The organism is Isoptericola sp. NPDC056573 (assembly GCF_042793335.1).
GTDB lineage: Bacteria > Actinomycetota > Actinomycetes > Actinomycetales > Cellulomonadaceae > Isoptericola.
Map to the genome: position 1 here is coordinate 206025 of NZ_JBHTUY010000007.1, position 16130 is coordinate 222154.

16 protein-coding genes are annotated in these 16130 nt (G+C 74.7%); 9 read left to right on the forward strand and 7 right to left on the reverse strand.

Annotated elements, in window-relative coordinates; all coding sequences use genetic code 11:
• The first annotated feature begins 33 nt into the window (after positions 1-33).
• The 4 genes from ACFQ8E_RS14275 to ACFQ8E_RS14290 all read left to right on the forward strand — a co-directional run bounded on the left by ACFQ8E_RS14275 (position 34) and on the right by ACFQ8E_RS14290 (position 4676).
• Positions 34-2397: a RelA/SpoT family protein gene (locus tag ACFQ8E_RS14275; RefSeq protein ID WP_430551215.1), complete on the forward strand. Its 2364-nt coding sequence runs from the start codon at positions 34-36 to the stop codon at positions 2395-2397.
• Positions 2398-2488: 91 nt separating this feature from the next.
• Positions 2489-2887, forward strand: a complete 399-nt coding sequence (locus tag ACFQ8E_RS14280; protein ID WP_430551216.1) for a hypothetical protein — start codon at positions 2489-2491, stop codon at positions 2885-2887.
• Between the two features lie 10 nt (positions 2888-2897).
• A complete protein-coding gene (locus ACFQ8E_RS14285; RefSeq protein WP_430551217.1) occupies positions 2898-4052 on the forward strand; it encodes an ATP-dependent DNA ligase in 1155 nt (384 codons plus the stop codon).
• Positions 4053-4133: 81 nt separating this feature from the next.
• Positions 4134-4676, forward strand: coding sequence for a dihydrofolate reductase family protein (locus ACFQ8E_RS14290; protein WP_430551218.1), 543 nt, complete (start codon positions 4134-4136; stop codon positions 4674-4676).
• A gap of 15 nt (positions 4677-4691) precedes the next feature.
• Here the strand turns inward: ACFQ8E_RS14290 and ligD are convergent, their stop codons facing one another.
• The 4 genes from ligD to ACFQ8E_RS14310 all read right to left on the reverse strand — a co-directional run bounded on the left by ligD (position 4692) and on the right by ACFQ8E_RS14310 (position 9221).
• A complete protein-coding gene (ligD, locus tag ACFQ8E_RS14295; RefSeq protein ID WP_430551219.1) occupies positions 4692-5780 on the reverse strand; it encodes a non-homologous end-joining DNA ligase in 1089 nt (362 codons plus the stop codon).
• Positions 5781-5790: 10 nt separating this feature from the next.
• Entirely contained in the window at positions 5791-6486 is a 696-nt protein-coding gene (locus tag ACFQ8E_RS14300; RefSeq protein WP_430551220.1) for a hypothetical protein, read from the reverse strand.
• 90 nt (positions 6487-6576) lie between these two features.
• On the reverse strand, positions 6577-8430 hold the full coding sequence (locus ACFQ8E_RS14305; protein ID WP_430551221.1) for a DUF349 domain-containing protein: 1854 nt from the start codon (positions 8428-8430) through the stop codon (positions 6577-6579).
• Positions 8427-9221 (reverse strand): peptidylprolyl isomerase, encoded by a 795-nt coding sequence (locus ACFQ8E_RS14310; RefSeq protein WP_430551222.1) that lies wholly within the window; start codon positions 9219-9221, stop codon positions 8427-8429. The genes ACFQ8E_RS14305 and ACFQ8E_RS14310 overlap by 4 nt, the downstream gene beginning before the upstream one ends.
• A 180-nt stretch (positions 9222-9401) precedes the next feature.
• Between ACFQ8E_RS14310 and ACFQ8E_RS14315 the strand changes: the two genes are divergently transcribed.
• Positions 9402-10121, forward strand: a complete 720-nt coding sequence (locus tag ACFQ8E_RS14315) for an MBL fold metallo-hydrolase (RefSeq protein WP_430551223.1) — start codon at positions 9402-9404, stop codon at positions 10119-10121.
• A gap of 86 nt (positions 10122-10207) precedes the next feature.
• Entirely contained in the window at positions 10208-11602 is a 1395-nt protein-coding gene (hisS, locus tag ACFQ8E_RS14320) for a histidine--tRNA ligase (RefSeq protein WP_430551224.1), read from the forward strand.
• 3 nt (positions 11603-11605) lie between these two features.
• Here the strand turns inward: hisS and ACFQ8E_RS14325 are convergent, their stop codons facing one another.
• Complete coding sequence (locus ACFQ8E_RS14325; RefSeq protein ID WP_430551225.1) at positions 11606-11989, reverse strand: VOC family protein; 384 nt, start codon at positions 11987-11989, stop codon at positions 11606-11608.
• A 190-nt stretch (positions 11990-12179) separates the two neighbouring features.
• On the opposite strand from ACFQ8E_RS14325, the gene ACFQ8E_RS14330 reads away from it, so the two are divergent.
• The 3 genes from ACFQ8E_RS14330 to ACFQ8E_RS14340 all read left to right on the forward strand — a co-directional run bounded on the left by ACFQ8E_RS14330 (position 12180) and on the right by ACFQ8E_RS14340 (position 15107).
• Positions 12180-12794, forward strand: coding sequence for a hypothetical protein (locus ACFQ8E_RS14330; RefSeq protein ID WP_430551226.1), 615 nt, complete (start codon positions 12180-12182; stop codon positions 12792-12794).
• A 62-nt stretch (positions 12795-12856) separates the two neighbouring features.
• Positions 12857-13927: a hypothetical protein gene (locus ACFQ8E_RS14335; protein WP_430551227.1), complete on the forward strand. Its 1071-nt coding sequence runs from the start codon at positions 12857-12859 to the stop codon at positions 13925-13927.
• 52 nt (positions 13928-13979) lie between these two features.
• The gene (locus ACFQ8E_RS14340) at positions 13980-15107 is read left to right on the forward strand and encodes an Rv2578c family radical SAM protein (protein ID WP_430551228.1); all 1128 of its coding nucleotides are present in this window, start codon (positions 13980-13982) and stop codon (positions 15105-15107) included.
• Between the two features lie 31 nt (positions 15108-15138).
• On the opposite strand, the gene ACFQ8E_RS14345 is transcribed toward ACFQ8E_RS14340, so the two are convergent.
• Together ACFQ8E_RS14345 and ACFQ8E_RS14350 are read right to left on the reverse strand one after the other, a co-directional pair.
• Positions 15139-15498 carry a DoxX family protein gene (locus ACFQ8E_RS14345; RefSeq protein ID WP_430551229.1) on the reverse strand — a complete coding sequence of 120 codons (360 nt, stop codon included), beginning with the start codon at positions 15496-15498 and terminating at the stop codon, positions 15139-15141.
• Positions 15499-15551: 53 nt separating this feature from the next.
• On the reverse strand, positions 15552-16025 hold the full coding sequence (locus tag ACFQ8E_RS14350; protein ID WP_430551230.1) for a PPOX class F420-dependent oxidoreductase: 474 nt from the start codon (positions 16023-16025) through the stop codon (positions 15552-15554).
• Positions 16026-16130 lie beyond the last annotated feature (105 nt).

Sequence of the window (16130 nt, forward strand, 5' to 3'; positions counted from 1 at the left end):
GCGACCCCGCGGTGGTTGCGGAAGGAGGCGCAGATGAGCGACGAGACGAAGGTCGCGCGCGCCGCCGCGCCCCAGGGATCGACCGGGCAGGGCTCGGCGTCGGGCCGCGGCGCGGGCTCCGGGCGCAGCGTGCGCAACCGGCTCGTGCGGCTCGGCGTGCGGGGCGCGCCCCCCACGACCCCCGCGCTGGAGCCCGTCCTGCAGGCCGTGCGCACCAACCACCCGAAGTCCGACCTCTCGGTGCTCGAGCGTGCCTACGCGACGGCCGAGCGATGTCACCGGGGCCAGGAGCGCAAGTCCGGCGACCCGTACATCACGCACCCGGTCGCCGTGGCGACGATCCTCGCCGAGCTCGGCTTCGACGGCGCGACCCTGGCGGCCGCGCTGCTGCACGACACGGTCGAGGACACGGACTACGGGCTCGACGAGCTGACCCGCGAGTACGGCGAGGAGATCGCCATGCTCGTCGACGGTGTCACCAAGCTGGACAAGGTGAAGTACGGCGACGCCGCGCAGGCGGAGACCGTGCGCAAGATGGTCGTCGCGATGGCCAAGGACATCCGCGTGCTGGTCATCAAGCTCGCGGACCGGCTCCACAACGCCCGCACCTGGAAGTACGTCTCCGGCACGTCGGCGCAGCGCAAGGCGCGCGAGACGCTCGAGATCTACGCCCCGCTGGCCCACCGGCTCGGCATGAACACGATCAAGTGGGAGCTGGAGGACCTGTCCTTCCAGACCCTGTACCCCAAGGTGTACGACGAGATCGTGCACCTGGTGGCGGAGCGCGCGCCTGCCCGCGAGGAGTACCTGTCGGTGGTGCGCGAGCAGATCTCCGCCGACCTGCGCAGCGCCAAGATCAAGGCGACGGTCACCGGCCGGCCCAAGCACTACTACTCGATCTACCAGAAGATGATCGTGCGCGGGCACGACTTCGCGGAGATCTACGACCTGGTCGGCACGCGGGTCCTCGTGGACACGGTGCGGGACTGCTACGCGGTGCTCGGCGCGCTCCACGCGCGCTGGAACCCGGTCCCGGGCCGGTTCAAGGACTACATCGCGATGCCGAAGTTCAACATGTACCAGTCGCTGCACACGACGGTCGTGGGACCGGGCGGCAAGCCGGTCGAGATCCAGATCCGCACGCACGACATGCACCGCCGGGCGGAGTACGGCGTCGCCGCGCACTGGAAGTACAAGCAGATGGCGCCGGCGGGCAAGGCGGCGTCGGACGACCCGCGGGCCAACGACATGGCGTGGCTGCGCCAGCTCGTGGACTGGCAGCGCGAGACCGCCGACCCGAGCGAGTTCCTCGACTCGCTGCGCTACGAGATCGGCGGCGCGGAGGTGTACGTCTTCACGCCCAAGGGCGAGGTGATGGCGCTGCCCGCCGGGGCGACGCCGGTCGACTTCGCGTACTCGGTGCACACCGAGGTGGGGCACCGCACCATGGGCGCCCGCGTCAACGGGCGGCTCGTCCCGCTGGACTCGACGCTGCAGAACGGCGACACGGTCGACATCCTCACCTCCAAGGCGGAGTCCGCAGGCCCGTCCCGCGACTGGCTCGCCTTCGTGAAGTCGGCGCGCGCCCGCAACAAGATCCGCCAGTGGTTCACCAAGGAGCGGCGCGAGGAGGCGATCGAGCAGGGCAAGGACGCCATCACCAAGGCGATGCGCAAGCAGAACCTGCCGATCCAGCGCCTGCTCAGCCACGAGGCGCTCGTCGGGCTGGCGAACGACATGCGCTATGCCGACGTCTCCGCGCTGTACGCGGCGGTGGGCGAGGGGCACGCGTCGGCGCCGCACGTCGTCGACCTGCTGGTGAAGTCGTTGGGCGGCGAGGAGGGCACGGAGGAGGACGCCGCGGAGGCCGCGGCCCCCGGTCGCCCGTCGCGCCGGGGCCGCACCGGCGACCCGGGCGTCGTCGTCAAGGGCGTGGACGACATCTGGGTGAAGCTCGCCAAGTGCTGCACCCCGGTGCCCGGCGACTCCATCGTCGGCTTCGTGACCCGCGGCGCGGGCGTCAGCGTCCACCGGGCGGACTGCGCCAACGCCGAGCAGCTGGCCAAGGCCCAGCCCGAGCGCATGGTGGACGTGTCCTGGACCACGGGTGCCAACACGATGTTCCTGGTGCAGATCCAGGTCGAGGCGCTCGACCGGTCGCGGTTGCTCTCCGACGTCACGAAGGTGCTGTCGGACTACCACGTCAACATCCTGTCGGCATCGGTCTCGACGTCGTCGGACCGGATCGCGCTGTCGAAGTTCGTCTTCGAGATGGCGGAGCCCGGACACCTGCAGCAGGTGCTCACCGCGGTCCGCAAGGTGGACGGCGTCTTCGACGTCTACCGCATCACCGGGACGAAGGCCGCCGACGTCCACCAGGAGTCGGCGGGGGTCTGAGCGCATCGAGCCCGGCCTCGACCGGTCGGCGGCGGCCCGCTGCCTGCGCCCGTGCCACGACGTCGCGACGACCGTCCGGGAGGACCTCCGCATGCCGAGCCTGAGCTCGCCCCGCACCCGCCGCTTCGTCACCCGGTTCAACGCCGGCGTGCTCGCCTGGCGCGGCTCGCCCCGCTGGGGCGGACCGCTGCGCCGTGCCCTCACGATCGTCCGGTACACCGGGCGCCGGTCGGGGCGCCACGTCACGATCCCCGTCGGGTTCCGCCGCCGGGGGGACGAGGTCGTCATCGGCGTGGGCGTGCCGGACGCCAAGAGCTGGTGGCGCAACTTCCTGGGCGAGGGCGCCCCGCTGACGGTCGAGCTCGACGGCGCCGAGCGCCGGGGGCACGCCGTCGCGCACCGGGACGACGCCGGGAGGGTGACCGTCCGGGTGCGGCTCGAGGGCGCGCGGCCCCGGCGAGCGGAGGTGCCCGGCCCCCTCCCGGAGTAGGTTCGCCAGCATGACGCTGCCGCTCGAACCGCCGGTGCTGCCCATGCTCGCGAAGTCGGTGCCGGACGTGCCGGACCAGCCCGACGGCGAGGCGGTGTGGGTGTACGAGCCGAAGTGGGACGGGTTCCGCGCCCTGGTGTTCCGCGACGGCGACGACGTGCGGATCGACTCGCGCAACGGGCGGCCGATGCAGCGCTACTTCCCGGACGTGGTGGACGCGGCGCTCGACGCGCTGCCGGAGCGCTGCGTCGTCGACGGCGAGATCGTGGTCGCCCGCCCCGGGGACGGCGCGGCTCGGGCGGCGCACCTCGACTTCGACGCGCTCGGGCAGCGGATCCACCCCGCCGACTCCCGGGTGCGGCTCCTCGCGTCCGAGACCCCGGCCAGTCTCGTCGTCTTCGACGTCCTGGCCCTCGGCGAGGACGACCTGTCCGGGCGGCCCCTGCGGGACCGGCTCGCGGCGCTCGACGGCCTCGGCCTCGACGGGCCGCAGGTGCACGCCACGCCCCGCACGCAGGACGCCGCCGTCGCGCGCGACTGGTTCCAGGCGTTCGAGGGCGCGGGCCTCGACGGCGTCGTCGCCAAGCGTCTCGACGACGCGTACCAGCCGAACAAGCGCGTGCTGCTGAAGATCAAGCACGCGCGGACGGCCGACGTCGTGCTGGCCGGCTACCGGCTGCACAAGACCTCGACGCCCGAGAAGCCGCTCATCGGCTCGCTGCTGCTCGGCCTGTACGCGGAGGCCGACGATCCCGGCAGCCTGCAGTTCGTGGGCGTCTCGGCGTCGTTCCCGGCCGCGCGGCGGGCGACCCTGCACGCGGAGCTCGCGCCCCTCGTCGTGGAACCGGGTACCGAGGACGCCGCCGCGCACCCGTGGGCCGACTGGCAGGACCCGGCGGTCGCCGACGGCAGCGCCGGGGAGCGGCGCCCGGGTGCGCAGTCGCGCTGGAGCGCGGGCAAGGACCTGTCGTTCACGCCGCTGCGCGTCGAGCGGGTGCTGGAGGTGGGGTACGACCACATGGAGGGCTCGCGCTTCCGGCACACCGCGCAGTTCAAGCGCTGGCGGCCCGACCGTGAGCCGGCGTCGTGCACGTACGCCCAGCTCGAGGAGCCGGTCGGCTACGACCTGGCCGGCCTCCTGCCCGGGGCGCCGGGCACCGCCTGAGCCCGGACGTGCGGCGGACCACCGATGAGTCGAGGACTCCTGGGAGGTCTGGGGGGCATGGGAACCCTCAGGTACGGACTGATGAGCTGTTCGCTCGACGGCTACGTGGCCGACGCGTCGGGCGACTTCGACTGGGGCGCGCCGGACGACGCCGTGCACGCCTTCATCAACGACCAGGTCCGGGATGTGCGGACCTTCGTCGTGGGGAGGCGCATGTTCGAGACGATGCGCGTGTGGGACACGTGGGAGCGCGGGCAGAGCGACGCCGCGGACGAGTTCGCCGAGATCTGGACGGGGATCGACAAGATCGTCTGCTCGGACTCCCTCGTCGCCGCCCGGGAAACCCTCGACGCGCCGCGCACCACGCTCGAGCCACGGCTCACCCCCGGGCGGCTGGCCGAGATCGCGGCCGGGACCGACGGCGTCGTGGAGGTCTCCGGCCCGACGACCGCCGCGGGGGCGCTCCTGGCCGGGGTGGTCGACGAGCTGACCGTGCGCGTGGTGCCGCACGTCGCGGGCGGCGGCCTGCGCCACCTGCCCGACGGCATGCAGGTCGATCTCGACCGCGCCGAGTGCGTCCCGCTCCGCGACGGGTCGGTCTTCCTGCGCTACACCCGTCCCTGACGGAGGAGGGGCCGGTCAGCTGCGCTTGCGGTCGGTGTCCCGGCTGGGCTGCACGCGCTTCGGCTCGCCCGGCATCTTCGGGTACTCCGGCGGGTAGGGCAGGTCGCCGAGACCGTGCTCCTCCTCGTCGCGCCGCGCGAGCTCCAGCGCCGCGTCGAGGGAGCAGTCGAGTGCCGGGTCGCGGTCGGCGCGCAACGCGGCGAACAGGTCGCCGCGCTCGGCGAACCGGGCGGGCGCGGTCGTGACGTCGAAGTCGTCGGGGTGCACCTCGCCGACCTCGTCCCACTCCAGCGGGGTGGAGACGGTGGCGCGCTTGTTCGCCCGGACGGAGTACGCGGACGCGATGGTGCGGTCGCGCGCCATCTGGTTGTAGTCGACGAAGATCTTCTCGCCCCGCTCCTCCTTCCACCACTTCGTGGTGACCTGGTCGGGCAGGCGTCGCTCCAGCTCGCGGCCGATCGCGATCGTGGCGCGGCGGGCCTGCTGGAACGACCATCGCGGCGCGAGCGGCACGAAGACGTGCAGGCCGCGCCCGCCCGACGTCTTCGGGTAGCCGGCGAGCCCGAGCTCCGTGAGCAGCTCGCGCAGGTGCGGCGCGACGGCCGCGGCGTCGTCGAAGGAGGTGCCGGGCTGCGGGTCGAGGTCGATGCGCAGCTGGTCGACCGCCTCGACGTCGTCGCGGCGCACCGGCCACGGGTGGAAGGTCAGGGTGCCGAGGTTCGCGGCCCAGGCGACGACGGCGAGCTCGGTCGGCGCGACCTCGTCGGCGGTGCGCCCGCTGGGGAAGGCGATGGTCGCGGTCTCGACCCAGTCGGGCGCACCCTTCGGGAGGCGCTTCTGGTAGAACGCGTCGCCGCGGTTGTCGGCCCGCGTCGCCATCACCGCCTCCGGCCACCAGCCCTTCGGCCAGCGCTCGAGCGTCGTGGGCCGGTGCAGGAGCGCGCCGAGGATCCCGTCACCCACCGACAGGAAGTACTCGACGATCTCCCGCTTCGTGAGGCCCGGGCGGTCGGGCAGCTCGGGGAAGACGACGCGGTCGGGGCTGGAGACGCGCACGGCGCGGCCAGCGGCGTCGAGCTCGACGGCGGGTGCGGCGGAGGCCATGCGGCTCAACCTAGGGCAGGGCGGCGGGCGCCGCACGGAGGGCGCCGGCCCGGGCCAGCACGCGGCGGGCACGCGGCCGCCCGACGACGCGGGCCCGGCGCTCCAGCAGCGCGGCCGCGTCCGCGAGGGCGAGGCCGCAGGCGTCCGCGACGGTCCGGGCGAGCCGTGCCGCGTCGTCCTCGACCGGGACGTGCACGGCCACGTCGACGACGGTCCGCAGTGGCGCGGTCACGCGGGCCCCGGCCAGCTCGACGACGTCGCCGCGCAGCAGCGGTGCCTGCCACACGAGGCCGGCACCCCAGAGCTCTGGCCGGTGCCCGCCGGCCGCGTAGGCGACGTCGAGATGTTCGGTGGCACGCGGGCCCGCCGCCCGGCCGACATGCACCCACGCCGCCGTGCGCCCGGCGGCCACGGCTCCCGCCGGCAGCGACCCGGCCAGCAGCGCGGCCCGCAGCAGGGGAGTCACGGGCGTGCCGGCGACGACCGCCGCGTCGTCCCGCACCGTCTCGAGGGCGCCGTCGCGCACGAGGACGTCCCACGCCGCCCGGCCGCCGACGTCCGCCGGTCGCACGAGGAGCCCGCGCGACCGTCGCGGGGGCGCGAGCAGGTCGCCGAGGCGTGGCGGCGGGGAGGAGGGCCCGTGGCGTGCGCCAGGGGGAGGAGCGGGTGGCGCGGGGGGTACGGCGAGGAAGACGAAGGGGCTCACGACGCGGAAACTATCCGGTCGTGAGCCCCTTCGGGTCAGCGCCTGTGGATCGTCGCGGACGTGCGACGACCCCGTCGGCGGCCCGCACGGTCAGCCGCGGGTGTCCTCCGCGGCGCGGACCACCTGCTCGAGCCAGGCGCGCCGCGCGGCGAGCGCCGTCTCGGCCTCCTCGACGCGCCGCGCGTCACCCGACTCGCGCGCCTCGGCGAGGTCACGCTCGAGGCCCTCGATGGCCGCCTCCAGCTGTGCCGCGGCGCCCTCGGCCCGCGCGCGGGTCTCGGGGTTGGTGCGGTCCCAGCGGGCCTGCTCGGCGCCCCGGACCGCGGTCTCGACGGCGCGCATGCGCCCCTCGACACGCTGGATGTCGGCGCGCGGCACCTTGCCGGCCTCCTCCCAGCGGTCCTGGAGGTCGCGCAGCTTCTCCTTCGCGGCCGCGAGGTCCTTGACGGGCAGAAGAGCCTCGGCCTCGGCGAGGAGCGCCTCCTTGACCTCGAGGTTCTGCCCGTACTCGGCGTCGATCGCCGCGTTCTCGGCGTCCCGGGCGCCGAAGAACGCGTCCTGCGCCGCCCGGAACCGGGACCAGAGCGCGTCGTCGTCCTTGCGGCTGGCGCGCCCCGCGGCCTTCCACTGCGTCATGAGGTCGCGGTAGGCGGCAGCGGTGGCCCCCCAGTCGGTGCTGGTCTGGAGGGACTCCGCCTCGGCGACCAGCTTCTCCTTGGCCGACTTGGCGGCGGAGTTGCGCTGCTCGAGATCGGCGAAGAAGTGGCGCCGCTCGCGGTCGAACGCGGTGCGTGCGTGGCTGAACCGCTTCCAGAGCGCCTCCTCGGAGGGGCGGTCGATGCGCGGCCCGGTGCGCTGCGACTCCTTCCACCGGTCCAGGAGGGCACGCAGCTCCTCGCCGGCCGGGCGCCACTGCATCTTGCTGGGGTCGGTGGCGGCGATCTTCTCCGCGGCCTCGACGATGGTGGTCCGGGCGGCGACGGCCTCGGCCTTGGCGGCCGCGCGCTCCTGCTCGAGGGCGGCACGACGCTCCGCCGCTCGTGCCCTGAGGCCCTCGACGCGGGTCCGCAGGGCGTCCAGGTCGCCGACGGCGGCCGGCTCGCCGGTCTCCTCCGCGAGCTTCGCGAGGGTCTGGTCGATCTCGCGGACGGACAGGTCCGCGCTGTCGAGACGGGTCTCGAACAGCGCGACCTTGGCGTCGAGGTCGAGGTAGCGGCGCACGTAGAGGCTCATCGCCTCCGAGGCGTCCACGCCCGGGAACTGGCCCACCTGGCGCTCGCCGGCGGCCTCCCGCACGAACACCGTGCCGTCCTCGTCCACGCGACCGAACGCCTCTGCGGCGGCCGCCGCGGCGGCGTCGAGGGCCGGCGGCACGACAGGGGCCACGGGGGTGGTGGGCTCGGCGGGCGGCACGTCCGCCGGCGTGGGCGCGGCGGGGCGGCGCAGCGCCGACGGCTTGGGCGCGCCCGGGCGGGGCGGCTTCGGCACGCCGGACGGCTTCGCCGGGGCCGGGGCCGGGGCAGGAGCAGGCGCGGGGGCCGGAGCAGGCGCCGGGGTCGGCTCGGCCGGAGCCGCGTCGACGGACTCGGGCCCGGCAACCGTCTCGGCGGTGTCGGCCGTCCCGGCGGCCGGGCTCTGCGGCTCGGCCGCCGGCGCGGGCGCGGTCTCGGGCTCCGGGGTCGTCTCCGTGGGTCCGGCCTCGGGGGTCGTCTCCGTGGGTCCGGCCTCGGGGGTCGTCTCCGTGGGTCCGGCCTCGGGGGTCGTCTCCGTTAGTTCGGCCGGCGGAGCCGTCTCTGCGGTCTCGCCCGCGGCGGGCTGCGGGTTCGCCGCGGGGGCGGGCGGGGTCGCCTCGTCCGGGGTCGTCTGCGATGGAGTCTCGGCCGTCTCCTCGGTGCCGGCCGGGGTCTCCTCGGGGCCGGTCGAGCCGGGGGTGCTCTCGCTCACTGGGTCTCCACTCCTTCGATGATGACGGGGCTCGTGGGGGAGCCGTCGCCGGCCCCTCCCTCGACGCCCGCGTCAGCGACTGCCTGGACGGCGTCCAGGCCGGACGTGACGGTGCCGAGCACCGTGTACCCGCCCGCGGTGTCGGACGGGATGGTCGAATCCTGGTACACGACGAAGAACTGCGAGCCGATCGACTCGCCGTCGCCACCACGGCGGGCCATCGCGATGGTCCCGGCGGGGTAGACGTCGTCCTCCGGGGCGTTCTCGATCGGGCCGTACGAGTAGCCGGGATCACCGGTCCCGGTCCCCGTGGGGTCGCCGCACTGCAGCACGTAGATGCCGGAGGTGGTGAGGCGGTGGCAGGCCGTGCCGTTGAAGTACCCCTGCTTCGCGAGCGACACGAAGCTCGCGACGGCCTGCGGGGCGGCCGCCCCGTCGAGATCGACGACGACCTGCGAGTCGCCCGCCCCCGTGCACAGGTCGAGCGTCGCGGTCCACGTGCGGCCCTCGGCGGCCGAGGGGTCGGGCCGGTCGCCGCCGGAGCGTGCGCCGTACTCCGCGGGCGGGCAGTCTCCGGCGGCCTGCGGCGTCGAGGAGGCCGCAGGGCCCGCGACGCCGCCGAGGTTCGCGACGACGAACCCGCCGCCCACCAGCGCGAGGATCGCCACGATCGCCACGATCGCCACGATCGCGAACGTCCGCTGCCGCCGGGCGCGCGCCTGCGCCTGCCGCTGCTCCCACTTCTCCTGCCGCTTGCGGGCGTACTCCCGCTCGCGCTTGGTGGCCGCCAACTCGCGGACCTCCTCGACTCGTCCCCGTCGCCGCACGGGAAGTTCCGCGCGCGGGGGACAGTCTAGGGCGCGGGACGCAGGTCACATCCGCAGGGCGGTCGTGGCCGTGGTCCGTGCCGTGGTCCGTGCCGTGGCCCATGACGTGACCCTGACGCCGCCGCCGGCCGCTAGCGTGGCGCCGTGCAGATCCTCGTCGTCGTCGCCCCCGTCTTCGCCACCAACTGCTGCGTCGTGGTCGCCGGCGCCGACGGCCGGGACGCCGACTGCGTGGTCGTCGACGCCGGGGCGGGCGTGGCGCCCGAGGTCGAGCGCCTGGTCGCCGAGCGTGGCCTGGTCCCGCGCGCCGTCGTCGCGACCCACGGGCACGTGGACCACACCTGGGACGCGGCGGCGCTCTGCGAGAGGTACGACGTGCCGCTGCGCATCCACCCGGCCGACGCCTACCGGCTGGCCGACCCGTTCGGCACGCTGGGCCTCGCCGCGGTGCGCGACGGCGGCGACCCGGGGGTGAGCGGCGCCCTCGCGCAGGCGCTCGCGGCCACGGGTCGGCGGCCCGAGGACTACCGTGCGCCCGTCGCGGTCGAGCCGCTCGACGTCGGCCCGGGCGGCGAGGGCGCGCTCGTCGCGGGCGCGGTGCGGCTGCGGACGCTGCACGCGCCGGGGCACACCGAGGGCTCGACGCTCCTCGTCGCCGAGGAGGCCGGCGTGGTCCTCGCGGGGGACGTCCTGTTCGCGGGCGGGGTGGGCCGCACCGACCTGCCGGGCGGCGACGCCGCGACGATGGCGCGCACGCTGCGCGACGTCGTGGGTCGGCTCGACCCGGGTCTCGGCGTCGTGCCCGGGCACGGCCCGACCACCACCGTCGACCGGGAGCTGGCGACCAACCCCTACCTTCGCTGACCCCGTGCTGGTCCCGTGCCGGTCCCGTCCCGCCCGTGCTGGGACAGGGTCCCGCGACGGCTCCGGCGTCTGGGAAGATGAGGCCCATGGCACGCCCCACCCCGCTCTCCGGCTTCCCCGAATGGCTCCCCGACGGCCGCGTCGTCGAGCAGCACGTCCTCGACACGCTGCGGCGCACGTTCGAGCTGCACGGGTTCGCCGGCATCGAGACGCGGGCGGTGGAGCCGCTCGACCAGCTGCTGCGCAAGGGCGAGACCTCCAAGGAGGTCTACGTGCTGCGCAGGCTGCAGGAGGAGGGCGACGCCCCGGGCGACCGCGCGGAAAAGCAGCTCGGCCTGCACTTCGACCTCACCGTCCCGTTCGCGCGCTACGTGCTCGAGAACGCCGGCCGGCTCGCCTTCCCGTTCAAGCGCTACCAGATCCAGAAGGTGTGGCGGGGCGAGCGTCCCCAGGACGGCCGCTTCCGCGAGTTCGTCCAGGCCGACATCGACGTCGTCGGCGCGGGCGAGCTGCCCTATCACTACGAGGTCGAGCTCCCGCTGGTGATGGCCGCGGCGCTCGGCGCCCTGCGCGACGTCGGGGTGCCCGAGGTCCGCATCCTCGTGAACAACCGCAAGGTGGCCGAGGGGTTCTACCGCGGGCTGGGCCTCGACGACGTCGAGGGCGTGCTGCGCCAGGTCGACAAGCTCGACAAGATCGGTCCCGACGCCGTCGCGGAGCTGCTGCAGGCGGAGCAGGACGCCACGCCCGAGCAGGCCAAGGCATGCCTCGAGCTCGCCGCGATCTCGGGCACGGACACGACCGTGGTGGACCGGGTCCGGGCCCTGGCCGCGTCCTACGACGCGGTCACGGAGCTGCTCGAGACGGGCCTGGGGGAGCTCGCCGCGCTGATCGAGGCGGCCGCGCGCCGCGCGCCCGGCGTCGTCGTCGCCGACCTGAAGATCGCACGCGGCCTCGACTACTACACCGGGTCCGTCTACGAGACCGTGCTGGTGGGGCACGAGCAGCTCGGCTCGATCTGCTCGGGCGGGCGCTACGACACCCTCGCCTCCGACGGCAAGAACACCTACCCGGGCGTCGGTCTGTCGATCGGTGTCTCCCGCCTGGTCTCCCGGCTCCTGTCCGCGGGGCTGGTCGGCGCGACGCGCGGCGTGCCCACGGCCGTGCTGGTCGCGGTCACGGACGAGGCGCACCGCGACCGGTCCGACGCCGTCGCCGCGGCCCTGCGCGCGCGCGGCGTCCCGGCGGACGTCGCACCGACGGCGGCGAAGTTCGGCAAGCAGATCAAGGTCGCCGACCGGCGCGGCATCCCGTTCGTGTGGTTCCCGGCGCAGCCCGGCGAGGACGGCACGGAGCCGGACGCGCTGGCCGGCGAGGTCAAGGACATCCGCTCGGGCGAGCAGGTGGACGCCGACGCCGCGTCGTGGGAGCCGCCCGCGGAGGACCTGTTCCCGCGCGTGGTCCCGGGCGCGGCGGGGTGAGGCTCAGGCCTCGATGAGCGCGACGACGTTGCGCGCCGGGTCCCGGAACCAGCCGATGGTCGGGCCCTGGCGCGGGTCGGCGCTGCGCACGACGCCGTCGGCGTCCTGCGCGAACCCCGGGTAGCGCACCAGGTCGACGCCGGCGGCGTGCAGGTCCGCCGCCGCGGCGACGACGTCGGGCACGACGAGGTTGAGCACGGTGTGGCTCGCCGGCTCGTGGGCCTCGCCCTTCGGGTACACGAAGACCGCCGTGCCGCCGGTGACGTCCAGCTCGAGCCCCATGGACGTACGCGTCACGCGCAGCCCCACGACGTCCCGGTAGAACGACTCGACGGCGTCGAGGTCGTCGACGGAGAAGCTGCTGAAGCCGCGCTGCACGGTGATCACGGGTACTCCTCGGGTCGGGAAGCGGCCGGCGGCGACCGGCCTGAGGGGTGGACCCCGCGCCCGGGCGGAACTGATCGGGGGACCTCCCGCGGGGGTTGTCCCCCGAACACCCTGAGGCGCCCCTGAGATTCACCCTGATCTCGCTGCTGACCTGGCCGGACGGCGCCCGGGGAACGGTACGGTGACCGCCGTGAGCATCTACGTGGTCCTGTCCCGCAGCAGCACCGTCCTGTCGCGGACGATCCGCCTCGCGACGCGGGACGAGTACACGCACGCGGCGCTGGCGCTCGACGCCGACCTCGAGCTCATGTTCAGCTTCGGGCGCCGCCGCGCGTCCAACCCGTTCGTCGGCTGCTTCAAGCGCGAGCGGCTCGACGACGACCTGTACCGGGGGATGGACCGGCTGCCGGGCGTCGTCCTCGAGGTCCCCGTGACACCCCGCCAGCGGGACGCCGTGGGCGCGCGCGTCGCGGAGTTCCTCCTCGACAGCCACACGTACGCGTACAACGCCCCGGGCCTCGTGACCGGGCTGCTCGGCCGGGGGTCCGAGGACGACCGGCGGTTCTTCTGCTCCGAGTTCGTCTATCACGTGCTACGCGACGCCGGGGTGTGCGACCTGGGCGTCCCGCGCTGGAAGGTGCGACCGCAGACGCTGCTGGCGGTGCCGGGCACCGTCGTCTACCGCGGGGACCTCAAGCGCTACCGGCCGTCGGACCTCGCCGCGGCGCCGGTCCCGGCGCTCACGCTCCAGGGGGCGGACGGGCTGTTCGCCACGTCGCGGTCGGGGGTCTCGCTGGCGCTGTGACCGGGCCGCGCGCCCGGGACCTGTCCAGGGCGTGCCCAGGGCGTCGTGCGACGCTGGGGCCCATGCCGAGCCGAGTCTTCCTGCACGTGGGTGCGCCCAAGTCCGGCACCACCTACCTGCAGTCGCGTCTCCACGCGAACCGCCGTGACCTGCGACGGCACGGGGTGCTGTACCCGAGCGGTCCGCTGGGGGATCCGCGGCTGCACTACTTCGCCGCGCTGGACGTCACGGGGGCGCGCCACGGCATCGACCCGCGGCGCATTGACGGGGCGTGGGACCGCCTGGTGCGCCAGGTGCGGCGGGCGCGGGGCGACGTCGTCGTCAGCCACGAGCTGCTGGCGAGAGCGGACCCGGACCAGGCGGCCCGGGCGCTCGCGGACCTGGCCGCGACCGGCGCGGAGGTCCACGTGGTCCTCACCGCCCGAGACCTCGCGCGCGAGCTCGCGAGCGGATGGCAGGAGACGCTGAAGTTCGGCTCGAGGACGACGCTGCGCGCCTACCTCGACCGTGCCAGGGCGGGTCGGTCCGCGTTCCTGAGGTCCTTGGACCCGACCCACGTGCTGCCCGTGTGCGCCGCGGGCCTCCCGGCGCCGCGCGTCCACGTCGTGACGGCCCCGCCGGCGGGCGGCGCCAGGGACGCGCTCTGGCTCCGGTTCCTGGACGCGATCGACGTCGACCCCGGGTGGGCGCCGCGGGACGCCGAGCGGTCGAACGCCTCGGTCGGGGCGCCCGAGGCCCAGGTGCTGCGCGGGCTCAACCGTCGGCTCGGCGACGAGGTGCGGCGCGGCGGCGCCCTCTCGCCGATCGTGGACGGCATCGTCGCCGGCGACGCGCTCGCCCCGCGGCGGTCCACCCCCGTCGCCCTGGGGCCCGACGACCATCCGTGGGTGGCGGACCTCAGCGAGACCTGGGTCGCCTGGCTGCGCGACCAGGACGTCACCGTGCACGGCGACCTGGACGACCTGCTGCCGGTGGCGCCGGGGGACGACTGGGCCGACCCCGACAGACCCGGGCCGCGCGAGGTGACCGCGGCCGCCCTGGACACGGTCGTCGTGCTGCTCGCCGAGCTGGCCGGCCGCCCGCTGCCGTGGGGCGAGCGGGGCCGCCGGGCGCTCGCGCGGCTCCGCCGGTGACAGGGGCCGGCCGGGCCTGGACAATCGATCGAACATCTGTTCGAATGATTGCGTGAGATGGGAAGGTCAGACTGTCGGCGCGGACGACGGTGCCCTGCCGGGGCTCGAACGGTCCGCCCTGGGGCGGCTCGGCCTCGTGCGCACGGTGCGGACGCCGGAGTTCGCCGACGTGACCTTCCACGAGGTGCTCGCCAAGAGCGCGCTGTCCAAGGTGCCCGCCGCTTCGAAGATGCCGTTCGGGTGGACCGTCAACCCGTACCGGGGATGCAGTCATGCGTGCAGATACTGCTTCGCCCGCCCCACCCACGAGTACCTCGACCTGGACGCCGGCCGTGACTTCGACTCCCAGGTCGTGGTGAAGACGAACGTGGCCGAGGTGCTGCGCGCCGAGCTGGCGCGGCCGTCGTGGACGCGGGAGCCGGTGGCGATGGGCACCAACACCGACCCGTACCAGCGGGCCGAGGGCCGGTACCGCCTCATGCCCGGCATCGTCGGGGCGCTCGCTGACTCGGGCACGCCGTTCTCGATCCTCACCAAGGGCACGCTGCTGCGTCGCGACCTGCCCCTGATCGCCGACGCGGCGCAGCGCGTGGAGGTCGGGCTCGGCGTCTCCCTCGGCTTCGCCGACTCGCCCGCCGACGAGGAGCTGCAGCAGTCGGTCGAGCCGGGGACGCCGACACCACGCGCGCGCCTCGACCTGATCCGCGCGGTGCGGGCGGCGGGCCTGCCCTGCGGCGTCATGGTGGCCCCGGTGCTGCCGTGGCTGACCGACTCCCGCGACCACCTGCGCCGCCTGCTGGACGCCGTCGCGGACGCCGGCGCCACGGGAGTCACCGTGGTGCCTCTGCACCTCAAGCCCGGAACCCGCGAGTGGTACCTGCAGTGGCTGGAGCGCGAGCACCCGCGTGCCGTCGCCGGCTACGGGCGCGTCTACGCCCGCGGCACCTACGCGCTCGAGGCCTACCGGCAGTGGCTCTGGGACCGGGTGGAGCCCCTCCTCACCGAGCGCGGCTTCCGCTCGTCCGGGCACCGCTCGCGCTCGGGCGCGACGGGGCGGTTCCCGGACGACCTGAAGCCGCACGACGAGGGCGACTACCCGGCCGGGGCGCTCGCGGGGATGCCGCGCGACGGCGGCGGGCTCCAGGTGGCCGGCACGGGCGTCGAGCAGGTGCTCTTCTGAGGGCTGGTGCTCTTCCGGGGCACAGGCGGGCTCAGCGCAGGAACGAGAACCACAGCACGAACAGGCACAGCAGGAACATGCCCGTGGCGTTGACGAAGAAGTTGCGGCCGAAGTCCCGCGCCCGGACGTGGAACGTCAGGGCGAGCACGAAGTACACGACCAGGCAGACGGCGGTGACGAGCCCGAGGTAGGGGATCCAGATCCCCGCGACGAGCCCGGCCGCGGCGGCGGCCTTGATCCACGGCATCACCCACCACCAGCGCTCCGGGAAGTTCACGTCCCGGAAGCACTGCGCGATGAACGCCACCGGCTTCACGCACAGGAGCGCGTCGCCCGCGGAGACGAACGCGAGCACGAGCACGGGCCAGACGGGGTCGGGCAACGTCGCCATGGGGTCGACGCTACGGCCCGCCGGGCGGGCGCGCGGTGGGTGTGACCAGGCTCTCAGGCGCCCTCGACCAGCCGGGCGGGGAACCCGCCGGTCGCGACGGGGCCCCACCGCTCCACCGTGATGCGCACGACGCTCTTGCCCTGACGCAGCATCGCCTCCCGGTATTCGTCCCAGTCCGGGTGCTCTGTCCCGGCGGCGGCCCGGTAGTACTCGACCAGCGGCTCCACCGAGTCCGGCACGTCGATCACCTCGGCCCTGCCGTCCACCTGCACCCAGGCGTCGTCGAAGTCGTCGCCGAGGGCCAGGAACGACGCCCGCGGGTCGCGCCGCAGGTTCACGGCCTTCGCGCGGTCCGGGTACGTCGAGACCACGACCCGGCCGGCGGCGTCCACGCCGAACGTCACCGGGCTCAGCTGCGGCGAGCCGTCCCGCCGGGTGGTGACGAGGACGCCGTGGTGGCGCGCCCGCAGCACCTCCAGCAGCTCGTCGCGGTCGACGGTGGTCGTGGTGGCGATCCGTGGCGCCATGGGAATCTCCTCGCGGAAGGGGTTCGGCCACCGACTAGACTCGCACGGGCGCCTCGCGCGTCCGCGCGTCGCCACCGGCGACGCCGTCCCCACCCCGTTCGAAAG

Bases quoted from the DNA above. Each gene is read 5' to 3' on its own strand.
- ACFQ8E_RS14275 (WP_430551215.1), top strand. From the start codon at position 34: ATGAGCGACGAGACGAAGGTCGCGCGCGCCGCCGCGCCCCAGGGATCG.
- ACFQ8E_RS14280 (WP_430551216.1), top strand. From the start codon at position 2,489: ATGCCGAGCCTGAGCTCGCCCCGCACCCGCCGCTTCGTCACCCGGTTC.
- ACFQ8E_RS14285 (WP_430551217.1), top strand. From the start codon at position 2,898: ATGACGCTGCCGCTCGAACCGCCGGTGCTGCCCATGCTCGCGAAGTCG.
- ACFQ8E_RS14290 (WP_430551218.1), top strand. From the start codon at position 4,134: ATGAGCTGTTCGCTCGACGGCTACGTGGCCGACGCGTCGGGCGACTTC.
- ligD (WP_430551219.1), bottom strand. From the start codon at position 5,780: ATGGCCTCCGCCGCACCCGCCGTCGAGCTCGACGCCGCTGGCCGCGCC.
- hisS (WP_430551224.1), top strand. From the start codon at position 10,208: ATGGCACGCCCCACCCCGCTCTCCGGCTTCCCCGAATGGCTCCCCGAC.
- ACFQ8E_RS14335 (WP_430551227.1), top strand. From the start codon at position 12,857: ATGCCGAGCCGAGTCTTCCTGCACGTGGGTGCGCCCAAGTCCGGCACC.
- ACFQ8E_RS14345 (WP_430551229.1), bottom strand. From the start codon at position 15,498: ATGGCGACGTTGCCCGACCCCGTCTGGCCCGTGCTCGTGCTCGCGTTC.
- ACFQ8E_RS14350 (WP_430551230.1), bottom strand. From the start codon at position 16,025: ATGGCGCCACGGATCGCCACCACGACCACCGTCGACCGCGACGAGCTG.